Origin of the sequence: Rhizobium sp. 10PS4, assembly GCF_032464805.1 — a bacterium.
Taxonomy (GTDB): Bacteria; Pseudomonadota; Alphaproteobacteria; order Rhizobiales; family Rhizobiaceae; genus Rhizobium; species Rhizobium laguerreae.
This window is the reverse complement of the sequence record NZ_JAWDIW010000003.1, coordinates 298,456-321,847: the sequence shown is the minus strand read 5'-3', so window position 1 is coordinate 321,847 and position 23,392 is coordinate 298,456. Positions and strand designations below refer to the sequence as shown.

General features: G+C 63.0%; 15 protein-coding genes. 5 read left to right on the top strand and 10 right to left on the bottom strand.

Annotated features, from left to right (window positions below; translation table 11 throughout):
- Positions 1–1,383 (bottom strand): precorrin-3B synthase, encoded by a 1,383-nt coding sequence (gene cobG, locus RWJ89_RS07250; protein ID WP_316030768.1) that lies wholly within the window; start codon positions 1,381–1,383, stop codon positions 1–3.
- A 71-nt stretch (positions 1,384–1,454) separates the two neighbouring features.
- Positions 1,455–2,219, bottom strand: coding sequence for a precorrin-6A synthase (deacetylating) (cobF, locus tag RWJ89_RS07245; RefSeq protein WP_316030767.1), 765 nt, complete (start codon positions 2,217–2,219; stop codon positions 1,455–1,457).
- 202 nt (positions 2,220–2,421) lie between these two features.
- Here cobF and repA point away from each other — a divergent pair, with 202 nt between their 5' ends.
- The 4 genes from repA to RWJ89_RS07225 all read left to right on the top strand — a co-directional run bounded on the left by repA (position 2,422) and on the right by RWJ89_RS07225 (position 7,293).
- Positions 2,422–3,618, top strand: a complete 1,197-nt coding sequence (gene repA / locus RWJ89_RS07240) for a plasmid partitioning protein RepA (protein WP_221947093.1) — start codon at positions 2,422–2,424, stop codon at positions 3,616–3,618.
- Positions 3,615–4,610, top strand: a complete 996-nt coding sequence (gene repB, locus RWJ89_RS07235) for a plasmid partitioning protein RepB (protein WP_131662454.1) — start codon at positions 3,615–3,617, stop codon at positions 4,608–4,610. Before repA ends, repB begins: the two co-directional genes overlap by 4 nt.
- A 154-nt stretch (positions 4,611–4,764) precedes the next feature.
- Entirely contained in the window at positions 4,765–5,979 is a 1,215-nt protein-coding gene (gene repC, locus RWJ89_RS07230; RefSeq protein WP_221947092.1) for a plasmid replication protein RepC, read from the top strand.
- A gap of 180 nt (positions 5,980–6,159) precedes the next feature.
- Positions 6,160–7,293 (top strand): RHE_PE00001 family protein, encoded by a 1,134-nt coding sequence (locus RWJ89_RS07225; RefSeq protein ID WP_316030766.1) that lies wholly within the window; start codon positions 6,160–6,162, stop codon positions 7,291–7,293.
- A 119-nt stretch (positions 7,294–7,412) separates the two neighbouring features.
- Here RWJ89_RS07225 and RWJ89_RS07220 read toward each other — a convergent pair whose 3' ends face one another.
- From RWJ89_RS07220 to RWJ89_RS07210, 3 genes are read right to left on the bottom strand one after another with little or no spacing between them, the layout of a single operon-like run.
- Positions 7,413–8,123: a Bax inhibitor-1/YccA family protein gene (locus tag RWJ89_RS07220; RefSeq protein ID WP_065283950.1), complete on the bottom strand. Its 711-nt coding sequence runs from the start codon at positions 8,121–8,123 to the stop codon at positions 7,413–7,415.
- A 20-nt stretch (positions 8,124–8,143) separates the two neighbouring features.
- Positions 8,144–8,911, bottom strand: coding sequence for an anti-sigma factor family protein (locus RWJ89_RS07215; RefSeq protein WP_221947090.1), 768 nt, complete (start codon positions 8,909–8,911; stop codon positions 8,144–8,146).
- Entirely contained in the window at positions 8,898–9,437 is a 540-nt protein-coding gene (locus tag RWJ89_RS07210; protein WP_020052884.1) for a sigma-70 family RNA polymerase sigma factor, read from the bottom strand. Before RWJ89_RS07210 ends, RWJ89_RS07215 begins: the two co-directional genes overlap by 14 nt.
- A gap of 176 nt (positions 9,438–9,613) precedes the next feature.
- Here RWJ89_RS07210 and RWJ89_RS07205 point away from each other — a divergent pair, with 176 nt between their 5' ends.
- A complete protein-coding gene (locus RWJ89_RS07205) occupies positions 9,614–9,922 on the top strand; it encodes a hypothetical protein (protein ID WP_316030765.1) in 309 nt (102 codons plus the stop codon).
- Between the two features lie 41 nt (positions 9,923–9,963).
- Here RWJ89_RS07205 and cueR read toward each other — a convergent pair whose 3' ends face one another.
- The 5 genes from cueR to RWJ89_RS07180 all read right to left on the bottom strand — a co-directional run bounded on the left by cueR (position 9,964) and on the right by RWJ89_RS07180 (position 23,252).
- The gene (cueR, locus tag RWJ89_RS07200) at positions 9,964–10,353 is read right to left on the bottom strand and encodes a Cu(I)-responsive transcriptional regulator (protein WP_168327423.1); all 390 of its coding nucleotides are present in this window, start codon (positions 10,351–10,353) and stop codon (positions 9,964–9,966) included.
- Between the two features lie 9 nt (positions 10,354–10,362).
- The gene (locus RWJ89_RS07195) at positions 10,363–12,888 is read right to left on the bottom strand and encodes a heavy metal translocating P-type ATPase (protein ID WP_316030764.1); all 2,526 of its coding nucleotides are present in this window, start codon (positions 12,886–12,888) and stop codon (positions 10,363–10,365) included.
- A 107-nt stretch (positions 12,889–12,995) separates the two neighbouring features.
- The gene (gene treY / locus RWJ89_RS07190) at positions 12,996–15,605 is read right to left on the bottom strand and encodes a malto-oligosyltrehalose synthase (RefSeq protein ID WP_316030763.1); all 2,610 of its coding nucleotides are present in this window, start codon (positions 15,603–15,605) and stop codon (positions 12,996–12,998) included.
- 103 nt (positions 15,606–15,708) lie between these two features.
- On the bottom strand, positions 15,709–17,787 hold the full coding sequence (gene pbpC, locus RWJ89_RS07185; RefSeq protein WP_316030762.1) for a penicillin-binding protein 1C: 2,079 nt from the start codon (positions 17,785–17,787) through the stop codon (positions 15,709–15,711).
- On the bottom strand, positions 17,787–23,252 hold the full coding sequence (locus RWJ89_RS07180; protein ID WP_316030761.1) for an alpha-2-macroglobulin family protein: 5,466 nt from the start codon (positions 23,250–23,252) through the stop codon (positions 17,787–17,789). The genes pbpC and RWJ89_RS07180 overlap by 1 nt, the downstream gene beginning before the upstream one ends.
- Positions 23,253–23,392: the final 140 nt, after the last annotated feature.

The window sequence follows — 23,392 nt, the reverse complement described above, 5'->3', positions numbered from 1 at the left end:
CTATTCCTGTCGCAGCGCTTTCGAAACGCCGGTTGCGCCAAGCCGTTTAAGGCAGGCGGCGGTCGATTCGCCAGCGCCTTTGTTATCTTCGAGGGCCCGGGCGAGCCTCTCTATAGCGAAATCGATCCGACCGCCAGCGATCCGTTCGTCCGGCAGATCCGCGGCAAGCCCATTGAGGATGAGGCCATAACCCTCCGCCGAGCCCGTCAGGGTCAGCGCCGGCCGCGCATGAGCGCAGCCCTTGGCGCAGCCGGACAGATGCAGCGTCAGCGAACCGTCGAAAAGGGCAGGTGCGGTGGCAATGATGCGACGCGCCAGAGTTCTTGTCTCGTAGAGGGCCGAGCCGCAGCCGCCGGCGCCGGCGCAGGCGGCAATATGCTCACTGTTCTCGCCAGGTTGTGCGGCGAAGCCATGTCTGGCTGCGTCGATCTGCATAGCCGGCACTGTATCTGCTGGAAGCCCGATGAGGAAGAAACCGCGACCGGGCGCAAGCCGGATGGCTGTTACGCCGCGGTCCGCTGCCAGATCGAGCAAAGCGACCAGATCGAAGGCTCTCATCTGCCCGAATTCCGGCCGGACGCCGAGTATAGTTTTGCGGTCCTCAAGCCTGTGCAAACCGGCAAGCGGCATCCCTGCCGCGCGGGACGGAATGGATCGAATGCCATTCATTGCGGGAAAACGCGCCCGCAGAAGCGCCGGATCGATATCCCTTGCCCGCCTGCCCTGCCCGAGGGCCGCCAACAAGCTCAGAATTTCGCCAACGGCCGAGATCGCAGCCTCCGCGGGACCGATCGCGACCGGCGTTGCGGTTTCACCGTCGCCATTGATCGCGACAAGCCAATCTGCGGGGGATTGCGCGACGATACGGATATCGGCGGACAGTGCCGATAAGCCGAAGGTTCCACCACCGTCGATGATAAGCGAGAGTTTTGGCGCGAGCCGCGGCGAGGCAAGCTGATCGCGGAGCGTGCTGCGCAAGGCCACTTCCATTGCCGCCGGATCGCTTACCTCTTCCGGATCGATGCCGTGCAGCGGCGATGTCTCGATCGCCGGCCCGTTCGGCACGATAATCTCGGCGGCATCGATATCGGCAGCGAGAGGTCCGACCGTCGCAGCGCGCAGCCCGCGGATCTGCAAATTGCCGCGCGCGGTGATTTCCAGAATGCCGTTTCCATGGGCTGCAGCGGAGCGGGCAAGACTTGCGAACTGCGACAGTGTCAACGCGCCGCCGGCAGGCCGCAGCCGTACCAGCAAACCGTCGCCGGTCGGCATGGGCGCGGCAAGGGCGGGGCAGGCGCCGCGCCTACGCATCTCTGCCGCCGGGCGACTGTGCAGATCCGCCTCGCCCGTCCTGTCACTCGCCTTTGCGGCCTGAATGTTCATTCTCGATCCTCTGATCACTTCTTACATGATCGCGGCCGGCCCGGCAAAGCTGATGAAAAGGCTTCAAACCGCTATTCCTCGAAATCCCGTCCCTTGCGCAGGAGATAGATGTCCATGATCCAGCCGTGCCGTTGCCTGGCCTCGGCCCTGAGCCTCAGAATGTCGGTCGCGATATCGCCAAGTCGTCCTGATCTGACGATCTCGTCCTTGGTACCGAGATAGGCGCCCCAGAAGATCTCAGCGTCGGGATCGTCGATCTTCGCGAAAGCCTGTTCGCCGTCGAGCATGACGATGGAGCTGTCGGTCAGAAGCCCGTCCTGCGCCAGCCGGCGCCCTGTGGTGATCTCGATCGGTTTGCCGACGAGGTTGACCGTGATTCTGTGGCTGGCCGCCAGGGCCTGAATGCTGGTGATGCCGGGAATGACGCCGTAATCGAAATCCAGGCTGCTTTCCTGTCGCACGCGTTCGACGATGCGGATCGTGCTGTCGTAAAGACTGGGATCTCCCCAGACGAGAAAGGCGCCGCGGCCCTCCTCCGGGAGACCGGAGATTAGCGCTTCATAGATGCGGGCGATCTCGCCGTGCCAGGCGTCGACGCTCTGCACATAGGTTTTCCCTGCCGTCTGCCGTTGCGGCACGGCGAACTCTGAAATCCGGCCAGCCGGCCGCGTGATATAGCGTTCACAGATTTCCCGCCGGATCTCGGCGAGTTCTTCCTTGCCGGCGCCCTTGACCGGCAGGAAAACCACGTCGGCTGCGTTCATCGCATTGATCGCCTGTATGGTGAGGTGCTCCGGATTGCCCGTGCCGATGCCGATGATATGGATGTGCTTCAAGCGGATGCTCCCCGTTGAGTCCTGGTGGTCTTGCCGAAAAAGCTTGGACGTCGCAAGGGCCGAACGGGAGTTGGCCGCGGCCAACCGGCTTCGTTGTTGGTATCTAGGCCCTGTTGTTGCTGCAAATCCCGAATCGTGTCACTTTCGATACGCTTTTTGACGCTAAGTTGACAGAAAAGCGCATCGAAAAGGATTGGGTGTTTTGGACAACATTAGCGTATCGACGACAGATGTACGGATCGAGCGGCATGCGAACCAGCTTTCGCGGCAGCTGAAGCTCCTCCGTGACAAGCTGTTTCCGCCGCTCTCGCAAAAGACGCTGCGAACATTCTCCTCCGGCGAGGCGGCCCAGATGATCGGCGTTTCCGACGGCTATCTTCGCCAGCTTTCATTGGATGGCAAGGGACCGCAGCCGGATCTTGCCCAGAATGGCCGACGCTCCTATACGCTCGGCCAGATCAACGAATTGCGCCAGTATATGGCCAAGCTCAAGCCAAAGGACGCGCTTTCCTATCAGCCGTGGCGCCGTCCAGGCGAGAAGCTGCAGACAGTTGCCGTCACCAATTTCAAAGGTGGCTCGGCCAAAACAACGACGACGCTCTATCTGGCGCAGTATCTGGCGCTGGCGGGTTACCGGGTGCTTGCGATCGATCTCGATCCGCAGGCCTCACTCTCCTCCATGCTCGGCGTTCAGCCCGAATTCGATCTTTCCGAAGGCGATACGCTTTATGGCGCCATTCGTTACGATGCGGACCGCAAGCCGCTGAGGGAGATCGTCCGCAAGACCTATTTCGACGGGCTGGATCTGGTGCCGGGCAATCTCGAACTGATGGAGTTCGAGCATGAGACGCCGCGGGCACTGAACGACCGGCAGCGGGCCGGCGAGCTGTTCTTCCGCCGCGTTGGCGTCGCCATTGCCGAGGTCGAGGCCGATTACGACATCGTGGTGATCGACTGCCCGCCGCAGCTCGGTTACCTCACGCTCGGTGCCGTCTGTGCCGCAACATCGCTGCTCATCACCATTCATCCGCAGATGGTCGACGTCGCGTCCATGTCGCAGTTCCTGCTGATGACGTCGGATCTGCTTTCCGTCGTGCGCAAGGCCGGCGGCGACCTGCAGCACGACTTCATCAAATATGTCGTCACGCGTCACGAACCCTTCGATGCGCCGCAGTCGCAGATCGTCGCGCTGCTGCGCAGCCTCTTCAGTGACGACGTGTTGACGGCGACCATTCTCAAATCGACGGCGATCGCCGATGTCGGCCTGACCAAGCAGACGCTCTATGAGATCGAGAAGGGGCAGGTGCGCCGCTCGACCTATGACCGGGCGCTGGAATCGGTCAATGCCGCCAATAGTGAGGTTCTCGCCGGTATTCACAAAGCCTGGGGTCGAGCATGAGCAGACGCGATCGCCTGAAAGGTCTTTTCGACGATACAGCGCAGGAGTTGGCCGCGGCCAACTACGAGGAACCATCTTCGCGCGGATCGGCCGGGCCGGTTCGGACGATGGCGCTGACCCTTGGCCGCATGGAGGAAGAGAGCAGGGCGATGCAGGAGGCCTTGCTCTCCGGTGAACGCATCGTCGAGCTCGATCCTGATCTGATCGATTCCTCCTTCGTCCGCGACCGCCTTGCCGACCAGCCGCTCGATATGGAAGATGAGCTGGTGCAGTCGATTGCTGAGAACGGCCAGGAAGTGCCGATCCTCGTTCGCCGCCATCCCAATGATGAGGACCGCTACCAGATTGCCTACGGCCATCGCCGTCTGCAGGCTGTCAAGCTGCTTGGGCTCAAGGTGCAGGCGATCGTCCGTAAGCTTGACGATACCGACGTCGTCATCGCGCAGGGCATCGAGAATTCGGCGCGTCGGAACCTTTCTTATATCGAGCGCGCGGTCTTTGCCCTCAATCTCGAGCTCAAGGGTTTTGAGCGTCCGGTCATCATGAAAGCGCTGTCGACGGATAAGACGGAGCTATCGAAGCTGATATCCGTCGCAAAAGCCATTCCCGCCGAGATCGTCAGCTCGGTCGGAGCCGCACCCGGCATCGGGCGGCGCCGTTGGATGGCGCTTGCGCAGGACTGGAATGGGATGACGGCCGCCCGGCTTGCTAAACTCATTGCCTCGGGAAGTTTCATGGCGGAAGAGAGCGACCGCCGTTTCGAGCTTTTGGTTGCCGAGCTGGCCAAGAAAGAGGCAAAGCCGGAAACCGCGGAATATGACTGGAAGCCGAAGAGCGGCGGCAAGATTGCCGGCCGAATCAAGAGCGCCGGCAATTCCTTCACGATCGCGTTGAAGACCGGCGATGCGCCGGATTTCGGCGCTTACATTTCACGCCGTCTCGATGAGCTTTACGAAGCCTATCGGGCCGGCAGATTGCAAGCAGGAGAGTAGGCCGCAAAAGAAAAAAGCCTCCGAACGTTGCCGTCGCGGAAGCCTTTCTCATATCTGGACAATCTGAGAATCGCACTTCCTCGAATCACTGTCAAGCGTCTTCGGCATCCTTTTGGGTGGTGGGTTTCTTTTGCCTTGAAAAAAGGTGAGGGACATGGAGCCTCAATATGTATCGACGCCCTTTGGGCGGCGATCAATGACGCTTGGCATGCTGGCAAGCCAGGAAAGCGCCAGCAAGGTCGATCCGGACGCATCGGTCGACAAGTGGAAGATATTTCGTGCGCTCTGCGAAGCAAAGGACATGGTCGGCGTATCGGACCGTGCCCTGGCTGTTCTCAACGCGCTGTTGACCTTCTACCCGAAGAATGAGATTGCCGAGGCCAACGGTTTCGTCGTCTTTCCGTCGAACGAGCAGCTGTCGCTTCGCGCGCACGGCATGGCTGGCACGACGTTGCGGCGGAACCTGGCGATGCTGGTGGAAGCCGGCCTGATCATCCGAAGGGATAGCCCGAACGGGAAACGTTTTGCCCGCCGCAACGGCGAGGGCGGGCTTGGAGAGGCCTTTGGCTTCAGCCTGGCGCCACTGCTTGTGCGCGCCCACGAGATCGAGGCGCAGGCGGCTCAGGTGATGGCCGCCAAGCTCGCATGGAAGCGCCTGAGGGAGCGCCTGACACTTTGCCGGCGTGACATCACCAAGCTCATCGAGATCGCGCTGGAAGAGGAAATTGCCGGCGAATGGATCGAGATGCAGAAGCATTTCAATTTGCTTTCCGCAAGCCTGCCGCGCCGCCCGTCGGCCGCGGAGATGGAAAGCCTGCTGGGCGATCTCGAAGCGTTCCGGGAATTGATCGTCAAAACGCTGGAATCGAAGTCGAAAGCAGAAAAAACAGACGCCAATGATAACCAAAACGGTCGGCACATACATAATTCAAACCCACATCCTATATCTGAACTTGAACCAAGCTTCGAAACGAAGCAGGGCGCAAAGCTGGAGGAAGAGCCGCGGCCTTGGCGCGAGCCGCCGAAATCCTTCCCGCTCGCCATGGTGCTGCAGGCCTGCCCTGAGATCATCGCTTACGGCCCGGGTGGCGGCATTGGCAGCTGGCGCGATCTGATGGCCGCGGCCGTCATCGTCCGCTCCACTCTTGGCGTCAGCCCCAGCGCCTATCAGCTGGCCTGCGATGTCATGGGGCCGGAAAACGCCGCCACGGTGATCGCCTGCATTCTGGAAAGGGGCGGACATATCAACTCGGCCGGCGGCTACCTGCGTGACCTGACGCGGCGGGCGGAGCGCGGCGAATTCTCGCTCGGACCGATGCTGATGGCGCTGATGCGGGCAAATGGTCCGACGGCGAGGAAAACCGGATGAACGGCTATGAAAAAGTTTCGCGCCAGCTGCGACGGCTAGAAGCATATGCGGCCGGTCGATCAGCCATCTTAACGGCTTCCATTTCCGCAGTTTTGTTGAAATACGCTGTTAACCATGTCATACATGGCGGAAGGAAACACCTGTTTTGCTTCCATTTGTGAAAAACCGTAAAGCTTAACAATGCGCTACGATATCGAAGGCACGATGCTTCAAACCCTGCTTCCAGCCCTTGCCGCGGCGGAGGATGCGGTGGCGCGGCTGGACGAGCGAGTGTTGCGCTCGCCGGTCGGCCAGGGATTTGCCGAACGCAGCCATTTCTTCGACGCCGCCGGCGCGCTCTGGGTGGCGGGCGAACTGGTGCATGTCGAGGATCTCGTTTTGCATGATGCGCATATGGATAGCCGCGCTCCCACCCACGAACTGACGATCGCCCATTCCGTGCTGCGGGCACGTCGGCGCATCTGGACCGGCGAACCGTCCTGGGCACTCGGAGTCTCGGGCCTTGCGACGCTGACTGCGACCGGCGGGGAAGGGGAGGGGAAAGTGCCGGACGCAAAGAGCCCCTCGGTTCCGGTCGAGACCGACGAGGAGGGCGAGGATGAGGACGGGCCGCTCACTGCGGAGATGGCGGAGATCGATGCGCTTCTTGCCCGCTCGCAAAAGCTGCTCGATATCCATACCGGGAAAACGCCGGCAAGTGAGACGGCTGCCCTTACCCCGGCAAGGCGCAACGAAGATCCTCTCGGCTTGCTCGGTGACGACGAGTGGGACGAGGAACAGCGGCTTGCGGAGTGGCGAAGCGTCCAGCCATTGGCCGATAGCTTGCCGCCGGTGCTCGGCGCTATCATCCTCTTCGAAGCCTGGGAAAGGATCGAGCCGTTGCGGCGTCAGCATTGGCTCGGCGGTCTTCTGGTCGCAAGCCATCTACGCGCCCGCGGCAAGGTCGCCTCGCATCTCTTTTCTTTTTACGGTGGGCTGAAGCTGGTGCGCCATGAGCGTCGTCGGGCATGCGATCGCATCACGAGGCTGCAAGCCTTTCTTGAGGCGATGCATCTGGGTGCCGTGGCCGGCCTCAAGGAAATCGACCGCCTGTCGTTAGCACGCACGCAAATGGAGCTGCGCTTCCGCGGCCGCCGTTCCAACAGCAGCCTGCCGGAGCTTGCCGATTTCATCCTGTCGCGGCCAATGGTCTCGGCGGCGATGATCGCCCGTCATCTGCGCATCACGCCGCGCGGCGCGCTGAACCTCGTCAACGAGATCGGCATTCGTGAAATCACCGGCCGCGGCCGCTATCGCGCCTGGGGCATCATCTGAAACCGAAACGGCCGGGCGTTGGCCCGGCCGTTTCCTTTAAGTGAGCACCCAGTCCGCCATCCTGTCACAGACTGCAGACCAGGCGCTCTTGCGCTTCCATTGCCCCCAGAAGCGCAGTCCTATTCCCGCTCGCCGGTGAAGTTGAGCAGAAGCTGGAAGATGTTGACGAAGTTCAGGTAGAGCGAGAGCGCACCGAAGACGGCGAGCTTCTGGTTCGATTCCTGATCGTAGTTTTCCGAATACTGTTCCTTGATGTTCTGCGTGTCGTAGGCGGTGAGGCCGACGAAGACGACTATGCCGATCACCGAGATCGCAAATTGCAGCGCGCTCGAACCCAGGAAGATGTTGACGACAGCGGCGATGATGACACCGAAGAGGCCCATCATCAGGAATGAGCCCATGCGCGAGAGGTCACGCTTCGTCGCATAGCCGTAGAGGCTGGTGGCGCCGAACATCGTGGCGGTGATGAAGAAGGTCCGCGCGATGCTCGCCCCGGTGAAGACCAGGAAGACGGAAGCGAGCGACAGGCCCATCACGGCGCAGAAGGCCCAGAAGGTGATCTGAGCGGTGCCGGCCGACATCGTCTGGATCTTGAACGAGAAGAAGAAGACGAAGGCGAGCGGCGCGAGCATCACCACCCACTTCAGCGGCGAGCCGAAGATCGGGACGTAGAGTGCCGGCGTCGAGCCGACGACAAAGGCCACCAGGCCCGTGATGACGAGGCCGAGAGCCATATAGTTGTATACGCGCAGCATGTGCTGGCGCAGGCCCTCGTCGAAGAGGGCTTGGGAGCCGGCGACGGCGCCGTAGCGGGAATTGATCGGGTTCATGCTGATCTCCTCGGTTTGAATTAATAGAGCGAGCGGGCGAGCCGTTCGGCCGCCTGGTCGAGATTGAGACCGCTATCGTCGGCGATCAGCGCATAGGCGACCTCGCCGATCTGCCAATAGGCGGCTTCTGCTTTTTCCAGCGTGAGATGACTGACCGGCTTGACCTCGAAGGCGCCCGGACGGACGGCGAAAAGCGACAGTTTCTTTCCATCTGATTGCTCGATCGCCATCTCGACGCTGGGGCCGAATTCGGACGGGAAGATCTGCACGTCGGCGACCTTCCAATCCCTAGGCAGCTCAGGCATCACGATCGCGGTGGCAGCGCGAATATCGTCGGCGCTATAGGTGGCCGGCGTCTGGGGAGGCATCGATTGGCGCAGTGCCGCGGTCTGATAGGCGCGGACGGCATCCTCGACATAGGCGGGTGCCGGAACGGATGCCACCACCTCGGTCGCCGAGAAGGCACCGAAGGAATTGTGCGCCACCCAGCCGGCGGCGATCAGAATGCCGACAGCGGCAATGCGCTGCATGGAATGGAAGATGCGGCCATAGGAGAGGCCACGTTCCAGCCGGCGGGCGGCATCGCGGGTCTCGGGCCGGCCGAAGGCACTTTCGCCGGCAAGCGCCAGACGCAGTTCGCCCTTCATGCTGAGGTCGGCCATGACCTTGGCGGCAATCGCCGGGTTCTCGGAGAGATAGGATTCTACCTGGATGCGGCGGGCGACATCGAGCTCGCCATCCACATAGGCGTCGAGATCGGCATCGATGATCGGATCAACTGCTTTCATTGCCGTTCCCTCCGATTATTCTCAGATGAGAAACTCGCGGCGTCTTCTCCTCGAATTCGCGCAGTTGAGCGCGGGCGCGGGAGATGCGCGACATCAGCGTGCCCACAGGAATGCCAAGCGCTTGGGCGGCTTCCTGGTAGGAAAGGTCTTCGATCGCGACGAGATGCAGCGCCTCGCGCTGTTCCTCCGGCAGATCGAAGAAGGCGTCGCGAACCTGCTGCAGGCGCACGGCATGCTCCTGGCCGGCCGGCAGCGACTGCTCGGCTTCGACAGCCGCCTCGTCGTGACGGCGCGTCAGCGACCGGTTCTGACGAAGACGATCGATATGGGCATTGTGCAGGATAGAGAGCAGCCAGGTGCGCAGGTTGCCGCCGCTGCGGAAGCTTTTCCGTTTTTCGAAGGCGCGCACCAGCGCATCATGCACCAGATCCTCCGCCTCGTCCGAATTGCGCACCAGCGAGCGAGCGTAGCGCCTCAGCGCTGCGAGCTGTCCGATGACATCGAAGGGGCGGTCTTTGCGTTCCATGATTGAGTATACGGAAATGCGCCGGATTTTATTCCCAGCGGGCGTAAAAAATCATGCAGGGCCGAAACCGTCGCCGGATCATCTCAAAATATCCCTCGGGCGCCTTAAATCCGCGATTGTTTATGACAATTACATGACAGATCATAACGCCGCTGATTTGAGGGGGAAAATCAAGAATGAAGGAAAAGAAGCGAGTCTACGAAGCTCTCGTAGACGGCGCCATGGAAGGGCTGACCGATCAGGCGCTCTACGATTTCGTCAAGGCGCGTTGTCCGAAGGCCAACAGCAGGAAGATCGTCCGGGCCTCGCTTCTCGCCCTGACTGATCCTCATCTCAGGGACCGCAATATTCTCGACGTGATCTATGCGCTCGCGATCAAGCATCGGCTGGATGACGGCGTACTGGACGACAGCGAAGACGAGGGGCCTGACGAGCAACCTCAATCCTCACAGGCGGCCAACCAGAACATGCCCCAGCTTTCCTGATGCAGATCATCTGAAACGCTGCGCCTGCTCTCCTGAAATGATCAGCTGCCGTCCGAAAGCTCTTCGAGGATCGGACAGTCCGGCCTGTCGTTGCCGTGACAGGCATGCACGAGCTGTTCCAGCGTGCGACGCAGTTCCGTCAGTTCGCGGATCTTGCGGTCGATCTCGGCAAGCTTGGTCTCAGCAATATCCTTGACGTCGGCGCTCGCCCGGTCCTTGTCCTCGTAGAGCGCCAGCAATTGCCGGCATTCCTCGACGGAAAAGCCGAGCCCGCGCGATCGCTGCAGGAAGCGCAGTTTGTGGATGTCGGTTGCGGCATAGTCGCGATAGCCGTTTCCGCCCCTTTCGGGGCGGATGAGACCGATATCCTCGTAGTAGCGGATAGTCTTCGAAGGCAGGCCGGACCGGTCCGATGCTTCGCCGATATTCATCGCCGTCTCCTATAGTTTTGCAAAGCGCAGTCTCAGCGCATTTGATATCACCGAGACGGACGACAGGCTCATTGCCGCCGCCGCGATCATCGGCGAGAGCAGCAACCCGAAGATCGGATAGAGCATGCCGGCCGCAACCGGCACGCCGAGCGCATTATAGCCGAAGGCGAAGCCGAGATTCTGGCGGATGTTTCGCATCGTCGCCTCCGCCAGCCGCCGCGCCCTGACGATGCCGTTCAAATCGCCCTTTACCAATGTGATGCCGGCGCTTTCCATCGCGACGTCAGCGCCGGTACCCATGGCAATGCCGACATCGGCGGCGGCAAGCGCCGGCGCGTCGTTGACGCCGTCACCGGCCATGGCGATGATGGCGCCCTTGGCTCGCAATTCGTCGATCAGCGCCTTCTTGCCTTCGGGAAGCACATCGGCGCGCACCTCGTCGATGCCGAGGCTTTTTGCCACCGCGCGTGCCGTGCGCTCGTTGTCGCCCGTCGCCATGATGATCTTCAGACCGCTGTCGTGCAGCGCCTTAATGGCGGCTGCTGTCGTCGGCTTGAGCCTGTCTGCAACGGCGACAAGGCCGGCAAGCGCTCCGTCGAACACCACGAACATCACCGTCTTGCCGTCGCCGCGCAGGGCTTCGGTCTTCTCGGCAAGTGCGGCCGGATCAATGCCGAGATCGGCGAGCATCGCCGCATTGCCGAGCGCCACTGTTGTACCGCCCGCAAGACCCTGAACGCCCTTACCGGTCTTTGCCTCGAAGCCGGTGACTTCCACGAAGAGGACACCGCGCTCCTCGGCGCCGGAAACGATTGCTTCGGCCAGCGGATGTTCGGAGCCGCGCTCCAGGCTTGCCGCCAGCGACAACAGCCTGTTTTCCCCGATCCCGCCGAAGGCGACGATATCGGTAAGCTTCGGCTTGCCTTCGGTCAGCGTGCCGGTCTTGTCGACGATCAGCGTGTCGACCTTGGAAAAACGCTCCAGCGCTTCGGCGTCCTTGATCAGCACGCCTTCCTGCGCGCCGCGCCCGGTCGCGATCATGATCGACATCGGCGTCGCAAGGCCAAGCGCGCAGGGGCAGGCGATGATGAGAACGGCGACGGCGGCAAGCAGCGCATTCGCCATGCGCGGCTCCGGCCCGATCGCGGCCCAGACGAGGAAGGCAAGCAGGGCGGCGGCAACCACCGCCGGCACGAAGACGGCCGACACCCGGTCGACCGCACCCTGGATCGGCGCCCGCGAGCGTTGCGCCTTGGCGACCATGTCGACGATGCGCGACAGCACCGTGTCGGCGCCGACCTTCTCGGCGGCCATCACGAAGGTGCCGTTCTTGTTGATCGTGCCGCCGGTCAGCGGGTCACCCTTCGACTTCTCCAGCGGCAGGGGCTCACCAGTGATCATCGATTCATCGACGGTCGACTGGCCTTCGAGGACGGATCCGTCCACCGGCACCCGCTCGCCGGGGCGCACGCGCAACCGGTCACCAGGCTGGATATCGTCCACCGGCACGTCACTCTCGCCGCCCTCGGCATCGATGCGCCGTGCCGTCTTCGGCGCAAGGTCGAGCAAAGCGCGAATTGCCGAGCCGGTGCGTTCGCGCGCTTTCAATTCCAGCACCTGGCCGACGAAGACGAGTGCGACGATGACGGCCGCCGCCTCGAAATAGACAGGCACGGCCGCGCCATGGCCATGGAAGCTCATCGGGAAGATGCCGGGTACAAGCGTGGCGACGACGCTGTAGAGATAGGCGGTGCCGACGCCGAGACCGATCAGTGTCCACATGTTCGGGCTGCGGTTGACGAGGGACGCCCATGCGCGGCGGAAAAAGGGCAGGGCCGCCCAGAGCACCACCGGCGTTGCCAGCAGCAATTCGATGAATGTCGCCTGCGGCTCGCCGATCGCGTCCCGGAGCGGCAGGCCGAACATCGGTCCCATGCTGAGCGCCAGCAGCGGTATGGCGAGAATGGCGCTGATCCAGAGCCGCCTGACGAAATCGACGAGTTCCGGGTTCGGGCCTTCGTCAGCAGGCGGAATGCCCATCGGCTCTAACGCCATGCCGCATTTCGGGCAGTCGCCGGGACGATCGCTGACGACTTCAGGATGCATCGGGCAGGTATAAAGCGTACCCTTGGGTGCCGGCTGTGCCGCTGGGCGGTTGCCGTTGCGATAGGCTTCTGGGTCGGCTTCGAACTTCGCTTGGCAGGCGGCCGAGCAGAAATAGAATTTCTCGCCGTCGACTTTCAGAAAGTGTTTCGCCGTCGAGCGATCGACGGTCATGCCGCAGACGGGGTCCTTCGCGCTCAGGTAATCCTGCGGCGCAGCCGCAAATTTCGTCCGGCAGCCCTCGGAGCAGAAATGATAAGTGCGGCCGTCATGGTATAGCGAGGGTTTGCCGGCCTGCGGATCGACGGTCATGCCGCAGACAGGATCACGGATCATGGCGCTTACAGCCTTCTCCTGTTCATGGCCGCAATGGCAATGATCGTCGCCATTGGCGTGACTGTGATGGTGATCGTGTTCGTGCTTGATATCCATGACTATCTCCGGTGCCCGGAGGGGCACTTGGATAGGTTTATCAACCTTCCAGCGACTGGAAGGTCAAGCACTATTTTCATGGACTCGATTTTTGCGGCGGCTGATCTTCAGATCGGGGTGATCAGCCCGACCGGCTGGCTCCCGAGCAGTGTGGCGACCGAAATGCTGCCACCGGGCTCGATCGTCTTTCCGGTCACCAGATCCGCCTTCAGCCCGTGAAGCGGGGAGGGGACGGCAATCGCCGTATCCTCCCAGAATTCCGGACCGGCGAAGAGCACGCCTGGATCGAGCCAGCCGAACATCAGCCGCGGCGCCGCGATGATGGCGAAATCACCCTTATGCACCCGGGCAAAAGCAAGCACATGGTCGCGCCGGTTGCCCGTCACCTTCAGCGGCAGATAGTCGCCTCCAGCAAAGAGGTCTGCGTGCCGCTGGCGCAACTGCAGGCCGATCCCGACGAGGCGCTGCTTCAACGCTGCGGCCTGCAGCTTGGCGATCGGCCCGGCTTCATCAAGCCAGGCCGTCAGCCGCTGATGATCGACCGGCCGGCGGTTGTCGGGATCGACGAGGCTGAAATCGAAGCCCTCCGCACCCTGGTAGATATCGGGAATGCCGGGAGCCGTCAGCTTGAGCAGGGTCTGCGACAGGCTGTTGAGGTAACCCGCCGCGATGAAGGGCTGCAGCACCGTTTCGAAATCCTCGAGGAAGACGTCATTGTCAGGCGAGACCAGTGCCGCGGCATAGGTGGCGACCGCTTCCTCGTAGGCGGCATCCTGTTCCGTCCAGCCGCTGCGCAGTTTCGCCTCGCGCACCGACTTGACCGCGTAATCGGTGAAGCGTTCGCGGAGTTCTTCTGTCTGTGCTCTGTCGAAATCCTCCGGCCAGATGCCGGCCAGAGCCTGATAGAGCATCCATTCGACATTCGGCTCCGGCGCTGCGCCATCCGGCAGATCCTTCAACCACGGCCGGTTCATTTCGCGCCACCGCTCGACCGCCTGGGCAAAAACATCGGCGCCTTCGCTCAGGGCATAAAGCCTTGCCCGCGCATCCTCGCCGCGTTTGGTGTCGTGGGTGGCGCTTGCCGAAAGCCCATGCGGCTGCAGCCGCGCCCGCTCAGCCATGCGGCGGTGGAATTCTTCCGGGCCGCCTGGCGCCTTGCCCGGTTCGCCGCCGACTTCGTTTGCGGCAAGCAGCCTGTTATAGCGGTAAAACAACGTGTCCTCCGTCGCCTTCGCCATCACCGGCCCGCTCAATTGCTGGAAGCGGATACGGAAGTCGTGGGCCGCGTCACCTTCGACCTTGCCTTCGAGAAGCTTCAGCACATGGTCGCATGCTCGCCGGTCGTCGAGCTGCGCCATGGCTTGCGAGGCGGTCGCCGCAAGCACCGCTGAATCCTGCCAGGAAAGCGGGCCGCCGTCGCCATAGGTGCGGTAGACGGGAAAGGCGATCAGCAGTTCGCTGAGGGCCGTAGCGATCTCGTCTCTTTTCACCTCGGGAAAGATGCCTGCCGCGATCGACACCAGCCTGTCGGTCTCGCCGGCGAAATTGCGTTCGACCATCAGTCGCTTGGCAATCCGCCGGCCCTCCTCGAGATTGCCCGTTTCGCCGGCGATGCTGCGATAGGCATCGTCCAATATGCGCAGACCGCCGCCGTCGATGAACAGCTCGCTCAGTGCGGCGATGAATTCATATCCCGTGGTGCCGGCAACCGGCCAGCTCTCCGGCAGGACCTCACCGGCGCCAAGGATCTTTTCCACGACGATAAAGGTGTCCGGTCCGGACGCCTCCCGCAGCCTGTCGAGATAGGCCCTGGGTTCGGCGAGCCCGTCGACATGGTCGATGCGCAAGCCCTGCACCTTGCCGTGGCGCACCAGCTTGATCACCAGTCGGTGCATGTCCTCGAACACGGGGGGATCTTCGACGCGGATGCCGACCAGTCCAGTCACCTCAAAAAAACGGCGATAGCTCAGATGTCGTGCCGCCTCCTTCCAATGGGCCAGCCGCCAATGCTGCCCCTCATGCAGGTTTCTCATGAAATCGTGGTCGGAGGAGACGTCATTGAGTTTTTGCCGGAGAACTGCCCGATCGCCGCCTTCGAAGAGGATATCGCGCATCGCGCGATTGAAATCCTCGCCGGAGGTCACGGCCGCTGCTTCCGCCATTCTGGTGGCAACCGGATCGTCGAGCCGATTTGCGATCGCTCCGTAACTCCCGGGGTTCAGCGGCAACAGCGTTTCGAAATAACCGAAGGCGAAATTGCCGTGAGTTTCGTCGAGCGTAATGCGCAGTTCGCCGTCGGCCAGTGCTCCCTCGAAATCCTGGCCGAGCTGCGGCAGGGTCAGCGGCTCGCTCCAGTCGATGTCGAAATGACTGAAATAGGCGCTTTGCCGGCCAAATGTCAGCACGTCGCGCCACCAGCCGTTTTCCGGCGAGGCCGCCATGTGGTTCGGAACGATGTCGAGGATCAACCCCATGCCTGCGGAGGCAAGGCTTTCCGCCAGCCGTTCGAATCCTGCCCGGCCGCCGAGCGCCGGGTCGATCTCGTTGGCGTCTGTCACGTCATAGCCGTGGGTCGAGCCGCTGACGGCGGTGAAGATCGGAGAGGCGTAGAGGTGGCTGATGCCGAGCGTCTTCAGGTAGGGGACGAGGTCGCAGGCGCGATCGAAGGTCATGCCGTTGCGGAATTGTATCCGGTAGGTCGCTGTCGGAAGTGTCATGGGGCCGTCTGACGTTGGAAGGAGATTGTCCCCAACGGTTGCAGCGCGGCTTTTGTTCCCTTACCGCGTAGCGGGTCCTTTCAGACGCGCAAGGAACGGTGCTTTAGTCGATGAAAACGCCGACGCTTGCGGCGCGTCCGACCGAGTCGATGACGGTCAGTTTCGAGTAGCCGCCGCCATCGGGCAGCCATTGCTGGATGCGCCGGCGGGAGAGGTCGGGCAGCGGCTTGCCGTTGGCAAGCCAGCGGAAGGGCGCGCGGCCGCCCTGAAGCTTCAGCATCAGCGGTGACAGCTTGCCTTGCCCAGCGCCGAGATCGACATGCGCGCCTTCGGGCGGATAGATGATCTGCGGTGCGGCCTCGCGGCCTGAGGCGAGCAGGCCGCTGGCATTGAGTGCAAAACGCCGCTGACTGATCGGCAGCTCGGACTGGGCGATGCGCACGGCGCCTGCAGGCGGGCGGGGCAGCGGCGTCGTCGCGATGCCGGATTTGGCGAAACCTTCGAACAGGATGGGCGCGGCGGTGCCATAGCCGGTCAACCCCGGCACAGCGCTGTTGTCGGGCCGTCCAACCCAGACGCCGAGCACATAGCGGCCATCATAGCCGACCGACCAGGCATCGCGATAGCCGTAGCTCGTGCCGGTCTTGTAGGCGATGCCGCGCTGCGGCGCGCCGGCGGGCGGAATGACGCCGGAGAGAATATCGGCGACGTTCCAGACCGCGACCGGTTCCAGCAGCGGTTCGCCGTCGAACTCTGCCGGTGCACCGGTGACGCCGTCGCCGAGCCTAACCGGCTGACCACGATTGGCCAGCGCCGTATAGAGCTGCACCAGATCCTTCAGGGTGATGCCGACGCCGCCAAGACCGATCGCAAGCCCCGGCGTTTCATTCGGCGGCAGGACCGGGCGCACCTCGGCGCGGCGGAAGCGTACCATCAGCCGTGACGGCCCGACGGCATCGAGCAGCTTGATGGCCGGCACGTTCAGCGAAAGCTGCAGCGCCTCGCGCACGGTGACATCGCCCTGATAGCTCATGTCGAAATTGCGCGGCCGGTAGCCGAAGAAATCGGCGGGCCGGTCTTCGATCATTGTCTCCTGGGACACCAGCCCCTGCTCGAAGGCGAGCCCGTAGATGAAGGGCTTCAGCGTCGAGCCCGGTGAGCGGTTGACGCGCGTCATGTCGATCCAGCCGGAGCGGCTGGCGTCGAAATAATCGGCCGATCCGACCTCGCCGACGATGGCGCCGGTTTGCGCGTCCGCCATCACCATGGCAAGCGAAAGCTTCGGCCCGAGCTTCATGGCCGCTGCCCGCGCAACCGCCTCCAGCCCCTGCTGCACCTGTTTCTTCAGCGTCGTCTGATGCCTGAGGACCGTCGGCTCCTTGCGAAGTGCTGCTTCGGCGACATGGGCGGCAAGGGCGGGCAACTGCATGCGCCGTGGCGGGACCGCAACGCCTTCAGCGCGCTCGGCTTCGCCGTCGCCGACGGCCTCGGCGACCGCGACGCGGTCGAGCACACGCTTGCGTGCGGCCTCGGCTGCCTTGAGATTGCGATCCGGCCGGCGCCGTTCCGGCAATTGCGGCAGGGCGACGAGCAGCGCCGCCTCGGCGACCGTCAGGCGGCGCGGTTCCTTGCCGAAATAGGCAAGGCTTGCGGCGCGCACGCCTTCCAGATTGCCGCCATAGGGCGCATGCGTCAGATAAAGGTCGAGGATCTCTTCCTTCGGCAGCCGCCGCTCGATCTGCACGGCGCGCACCAATTGCAAGAGCTTTGCCGAAAGCGAGCGCCCTTCGCGCGGCTCGATCAGCCGCGCTACCTGCATCGATAGCGTCGAGGCGCCGGAAACGATGCGGCCGTTGCTGACCAATTGCATGGCGGCACGCCCGAGCGCCCAGGGGTCGACGCCGCCATGGTCATGGAAACGCTGATCCTCATAGGCGATCAGCATGCGGAGGAATTGCGGATCGACCTCGAGGACGGTCGTCTTCAGCCGCCATCGGCCTTCCGACGTCGCAAACGCACGTAACAATTGCCCGTCGGCATCCAGCACTTCGGCGGAGACGGCATTCGCCCTGTCCAGTGGCGGCGGGTAGGCCTTGTCGGTGGCATCGAGCGCAAAGAGAGCCGTGCCGGCAAGAAGGATGCCGGCCACGGATCCGATCGCAAACTTGTACCGCCGTCTCATTATTGCGCCGTCACGACCTCCATCTTGCCTGTCGCCGTGCGGGCCGAAAGCTCCGGCCGGTACATATCCTCGACGTTTGCGGCCGGATGGTCGTAGGTGCCGGGGGTGACGGCGCGCACGACATAGGCGACGTTGAATTCGCGGTTGTCGCCGGCTGCACGGTTGAAGGCGGCGACGAAGCGGTCGTAGCGGAATTCGGTATGGGCAGCGGAGATCTCGCCGATCCAGTCGAAATTCGCCATCTGGGCGCTGTCGACGAGGTTAGGATTGTCGATCTCGAAACCGGCCGGCAGGAGGTCGGTGATGACGATGCGCGACGGCCAGTCATTGGTTTCGCGCACATGGATGACGACGACGTAGCGTTCGTTCTGCTTCGCCTCGCTCACATTCGCCTGCTCGCCGTCGAGCGTGTAATAGGTCCGCTCGATGATGAAGCCGTCGCCGCCGGCCGGCAGCGGCACTGTCGGGGCGGCAACGGTGGTGACCACAGCCGAAACCGTGTCGTTGGTCTGGTTGGTCAGCGTCAGCGGATGGTCAGCCAGGGCATCGCCGGTCATGCGTGCCATATAGGCACCGGTGTGTGCGGCGCCATTGACATCGACCTTGAGGCCATCGTCACCGCCCTGGATGGCGCGCGCAGCAAGCAGCATCCAGGTCTCTTCCTGCGTGCTCTTGTATTTGCTGCGCTGCCATTCCTTGCCGACCGCCTTGGCGAGTTCCGGGATGACGGGCGGCACCGGCCGGCTTTCGGCGGCAAGCGCCAGGATCGCGGCGCCGTCGCGCAGGATCGTGCCGTAATCGGTGCGCGACAGGTTCACGCGCGACACCATCGATTGCTCCGACATCTGCAGCGCGTCGAGGAAAATGGTCTTCGAACGCTGCGCGTCGCCGTAGAGCGCCAGTGCGGCGGCGATATGCGCCTTGGCGAGCGGTGTCGGGAAGTCGTTGATCATCGTATCGGCATAATAGCGCAGATCGCTGATCGCCGCCTTCTTGTTGCGGGCAAGGACGTAGACGGCATAGGCGATCTGGTCGCCCTGGCCCTTGATGTCGGTGGTGTAGGACAGCGTGTTCTGAAGGTTTTCGAGCGCCTGCACGAAAGCCCTTTCCGGCACGTCATATTTCATTTCGCGGGCCCGCGTCAGGAAATCGGTGACGTAGGAATCGAGCCAGACATCGCCCGAATCCGGTCCCCAGAGGCCGAAGCTGCCGGCCGAGGCCTGATAGGAGAGCACTCGGTAGATCGCATCCTGCACGCGCTTCTTCACATCATCATCGTTTGCCATGCCGGCCTGCTTCGCCACCTCGACGAGGTAGAGGAGCGGCAGCGCCCGACTGGTGGTCTGCTCGGCGCAGCCGAGGGGATAGCGGTCGAGCGTCATCAGGAGTGCCGGGATGTCGAAGGCGGCCGAACGGGTGACGTTGACGCTGATCGAAGCGCCGGGCAGCACGCTGTCGGCAAGCAGGTTCTTGTCGACGGTGAGCTTTGCCCCTGGCTTCAGCGCCAGCACCCGCCGTTCGGTGATCGGCAAGGAGGCCGGGCGCACCGGCACGTCGACCGTCTGGTCGAGCGAAAGGCCGGAGGCGTCGGAGAGGTTGATCGAGACGCTGCCGGCGCCCGGCTGTTTGCCGATGAGCGAAAGCGTCAGCTCGGATTTCGCGCCGGCCTCGAGGCGGATCGTCTGCGAGGCGGATGCCTGCTCGATGCCGACCGCGTCATTGCCGGTCAGCTGCAGTTTATAGTCGCCGGCCGGTGCATCGGTGTTGGCGATGTCGAGGCGCAGATTGGCCTTGTCGCCAGGCGAGAGGAACTTCGGCAGGCTTGCGGTCACCACGACGGGATCGCGGATGATGACATCCTTGACGCCGTGGCCAACGCCTGATTTCGACCAGGCGACCGCCATGACCCGCGCCGTGCCGTTGAACTGCGGGATGTCGAAGGAGACATTGGCCTTGCCTTCGGCGTCGAGCTTCACCGGCCCGGAGAAGAAGGCGACGAGCTTCTGCGTCGGCGGGCTTGCCTGCAGCGCGATGGCACCGCCATCGCCGCCGGTCCGGAGCTTGCCGGTCGCACCCAACGAGCCGTCGATCAGGCGGCCATAGAGGTCGCGGATTTCAAGGCCGAGCTGGCGCTGGCCGAAATACCAGTCCTCCGGGTTCGGCGGTTCGTAGCGCGTCAGGTTGAGAATGCCGACATCGACCGCGGCAACCGTCACATAGGCATCCTCGTTGGCGCCGGCACCCGCCACCTGCAGGCCAATGTTTAGTGGCCCGCGCGGCAACATCTTTTCGGGTGTGTCGAGCGTTACCTGGAGCGCGCGCTGTTCGGGGTCGACTTTCAGCCATTTGATGCCGATCGAGCGCATCGGCATGTGGCTGTCCTGGGCGTCGCCGGGACGGAAGAGCGTGGCGGTCACATAGGCACCGGCACCCCAATCAGCCGTGACGGGGATGTCGATCTCGCCGCCGGTCTCGCCGATCGTGGCGTTCTGTACGGCAACCAGCTTTTCGGTTCCCGCCGTCACCATCAGCTCGCCGCCATGGCGCGAGGTGACTTTCAGCTTGGCGGTGTCGCCGATCTTGTAGCTGTCCTTGTCGAGGGCGATTTCCAGCCCGTCGGGTGTTTCGGTCGAGGTCGAGCTCACGAACCAGCCGGCGTCGAATTCGACACTGGAGGTCGGACCGTCGGCATCGGGGCTTTCCACTTCGAGGCGATAGCGGCCCCAGCCCACCGGCACGGAGATCTTGCCGCCGTCCATCGTCGCATCGACGCTGCCGTTGGAGACCTGCTCGGCGGTATAGACCGGCTCGTATTTCCAGGCCGTTCCCTCGCGATACCACTGGTATTGTCGGTTGAGGCTGTAGAATTTCCAGCGCAGGCCCTTCGCCTCCTGCTTCTGCCCGTCGGCATTGACGCCGATCACCGTGAAATTGGCGATCGCGTTCTCCGGCAGGTCGTCGGAAAATTCCGGCTTGATGCCGATCGACGCGCGCTCGTTCTTCACCGGAATGGTCAGGGACCGCTCGATGGCGCGCCCGCCCGCCTCCTGCATGCGCATATAGACGGTGGCGTTCAGCAGTTGCGTCGTTGCCGGCAGTTCGCTGATGGTGAGATCCGTCGAGGCTTCGCCATTCTCGTCGAGTTCCGGCAGGCCGTCGATCGGCTGGCGCGAATCCTCGCTCGCCTCTTCGTCGGCAAGCCCGAAGAAGAAGCCCTTATAGGCCGCACTCTCGCGCGTCGGCTTGACGACGACGTCGCCTTCAAGCGTCAGGCCGGCGGCCGGGGCGCCATAGAGATACTTGCCCGAGACGGTGATCGTCGCCGGCGTGTCCGGACCGACTTCCTTGGCCTCGGTCTTGATCTCCATGTCGGTGCGATCGGGCACGAAATCGTCGACGAGGAAACTCTTGGTGGCGATCGCGCTGCCCTTGGGATCGGTATAGATGTTCATCGTCCAGGTGCCGCGCATGGCGTTTTCCTGGGTCGGGAAATCGACGGTATAGCCGCCGAGATTGCTGGTCTGGCTGACGATCCGCCGGTCCTCGACACCGTCGGGGCGGCTGAAGATGAAGGTGAGCGGCAGGTTCTCGATGGCGTTGCCATCGGTGTCGCGGGCGAGCGACTGCGCATGCACCGTCTCGCCGGCGCGGTAGATGCCGCGTTCGGTAAACGTCAGCACGTCGATCGCGCCGGGTGCCGCGCGACCCGTCACGCCGCGGTCGGAAAGGTCGAAGCCGGCGCGCGTCATGTCGAGGAAGACGTAGTCCGAGGTCCCGTTCCTGGCGGCAATGACGGCCGGCGTCAGCGCCGCCGTGCCGCGGATCAGGCCGGCGGTGAAGGTGGCGCGGCCGTTTTCGTCGGTCGTCGCGGTGCCGAGCACTTCATTGTTCTTGGCGAGCAGCTGCAGCTCGACGCCTGCGATCGGCTTGGCCGAAGCGAGCGAGCGGGTGAAGACGTTGAGCCCGTCCGTGCCGGCATAGGTGGTGACGCCGATATCGGAGACCAGGAACCATTGCGTCGCCTGCGAATTCCACTCCTGCGCGGGGCCGTTCGCCGCCGTTGCGGTCATCACGTAAATGCCGGGCTTGCGCTCGGGCAGCGCCTCGTTGACCGGAAAACTGGTGACGATGTCCTTGTTGAGTTCGTTGGCGATGTCGATCGAGCCCTGCCAGACGAGTTCGCCGCTCTGGTCCTGAATGTTCTGGGCGCTGTAGCCGTCGAGCTGGGACAGGAATTGCGAATTGGTCAGCAGCGGCGCGATGGCGCGATCGCCGAGGCGGTAGAGTTTGAGGTTTGCCGAGGTCATGTTGACCGAAACGATCGGAATGCCGCGGCGCGCCGTCGACGGCAGCACGAAGCTGTCGCCGGTGAAGCGCACCATCTGGCTGCGGTCCTTGATATAGACGTCGATGCTGACAGGTGCTTCCAGCACCTCGTCGACGGCGGATGGCAGGCCGGTACGGAAGCCGATCTTGTAGGTCTGGCCATGCGTCAGCCCCTCGACGCAGATCTGCTTGTTCTTGGTTTCCAGCGCCTTCGGCGCTTCGCCGTTCAGCGTCACGAAGGGCGTGTAGTCGGTGGTCTTGACGAGCGCTTCCGAGAAGGTGACGCAGGCCCGCGGCGTGGCGCTGTCGGCATCGACCGTGTGTTCGGTGATGCGGAAGCCCTGCGTCGATTTCAGCTGCAGGTAGGCGGTCTGCACATCTTCGGAGGCAACCAGCGCCAGGCTCGCCTTGTAGGCGTCGAGCGCCGGACGGTAATTGGCGTTTCGGTCCAGGGCGTCGGCGAGGACGGCGAGCGCCTCGGCGCGCTTGGGCTTGGTGCGAGTCAGCTCGTAGCCGTTCAGCGCGTCGAGCACGGCCTGGCCGCTCGTGTTGCTCTCGGCGCTGCCGAGCGATGCGGCGGCGCGGGCGGTTTCAAGCCAGAGATCGGCGTCGTCAGGTGTGATCGACAGCGCGCCATGGAAGGACTTCAGCGCGTCGGCGAGGTTGTTGGCGGTAAGGTCGAGGCGGGCATTGGCCGTCAGGCTGTCGACGCCCTGGCCCTGCTGGTCGTCGGCGAGCGCGAGGTTGTCCTTGAAGTCATGGGCCTGCTGGATGAGATCGTTGCTCAGGAAGGTCAGGCGCGGCGCAGCACCTATATCCCGCTCCTGCTGGCCGGCCGTTTCGACGATCTTGCCGGCGATAGCGCCGGGGAAGGCGTTCATCGTCTTGAAATCGGATTTGAGGAAGCACCATTTCACCTTGGGATTGTAGGTGAAGGCCTTGCAGCTCCTGTCGCCGATGCAGGAGGTCTTGCACTGATCGAGCGAGACGTTCTGTTCGGTGCGAAGATCAAAGCCGAAGAAATCGGCGTCCTTGATCGTCTGGATGTCGCGCTTGGTATCCGCAGCGGCTGCGGGAAAACTGACGGCGATCATGGAAAATGCGATTGTGGCGAAAGCAAAGAACGAGCGCACGGACATAGGTTCCCCCCGGAATGCTGGCTCTGACCGGCGGGCACTGTCCTCACTCCTCACGAGATTGTCAACTCAAGTTGAGCGCTGTTTCATCTTCACACAGGCGCTTTCGTCTGGCGGTCACATCGGCGTGAGTGACCGGCTTG

Bases quoted from the DNA above. Each gene is read 5' to 3' on its own strand.
- RWJ89_RS07220 (WP_065283950.1), bottom strand. From the start codon at position 8,123: ATGAACCCGATCAATTCCCGCTACGGCGCCGTCGCCGGCTCCCAAGCC.
- RWJ89_RS07215 (WP_221947090.1), bottom strand. From the start codon at position 8,911: ATGAAAGCAGTTGATCCGATCATCGATGCCGATCTCGACGCCTATGTG.
- RWJ89_RS07205 (WP_316030765.1), top strand. From the start codon at position 9,614: ATGAAGGAAAAGAAGCGAGTCTACGAAGCTCTCGTAGACGGCGCCATG.
- treY (WP_316030763.1), bottom strand. From the start codon at position 15,605: ATGACACTTCCGACAGCGACCTACCGGATACAATTCCGCAACGGCATG.
- RWJ89_RS07210 (WP_020052884.1), bottom strand. From the start codon at position 9,437: ATGGAACGCAAAGACCGCCCCTTCGATGTCATCGGACAGCTCGCAGCG.
- RWJ89_RS07180 (WP_316030761.1), bottom strand. From the start codon at position 23,252: ATGTCCGTGCGCTCGTTCTTTGCTTTCGCCACAATCGCATTTTCCATG.
- cobG (WP_316030768.1), bottom strand. From the start codon at position 1,383: ATGAACATTCAGGCCGCAAAGGCGAGTGACAGGACGGGCGAGGCGGAT.
- repC (WP_221947092.1), top strand. From the start codon at position 4,765: ATGGAGCCTCAATATGTATCGACGCCCTTTGGGCGGCGATCAATGACG.
- RWJ89_RS07195 (WP_316030764.1), bottom strand. From the start codon at position 12,888: ATGGATATCAAGCACGAACACGATCACCATCACAGTCACGCCAATGGC.
- repB (WP_131662454.1), top strand. From the start codon at position 3,615: ATGAGCAGACGCGATCGCCTGAAAGGTCTTTTCGACGATACAGCGCAG.
- cueR (WP_168327423.1), bottom strand. From the start codon at position 10,353: ATGAATATCGGCGAAGCATCGGACCGGTCCGGCCTGCCTTCGAAGACT.
- pbpC (WP_316030762.1), bottom strand. From the start codon at position 17,787: ATGAGACGGCGGTACAAGTTTGCGATCGGATCCGTGGCCGGCATCCTT.
- RWJ89_RS07225 (WP_316030766.1), top strand. From the start codon at position 6,160: ATGCGCTACGATATCGAAGGCACGATGCTTCAAACCCTGCTTCCAGCC.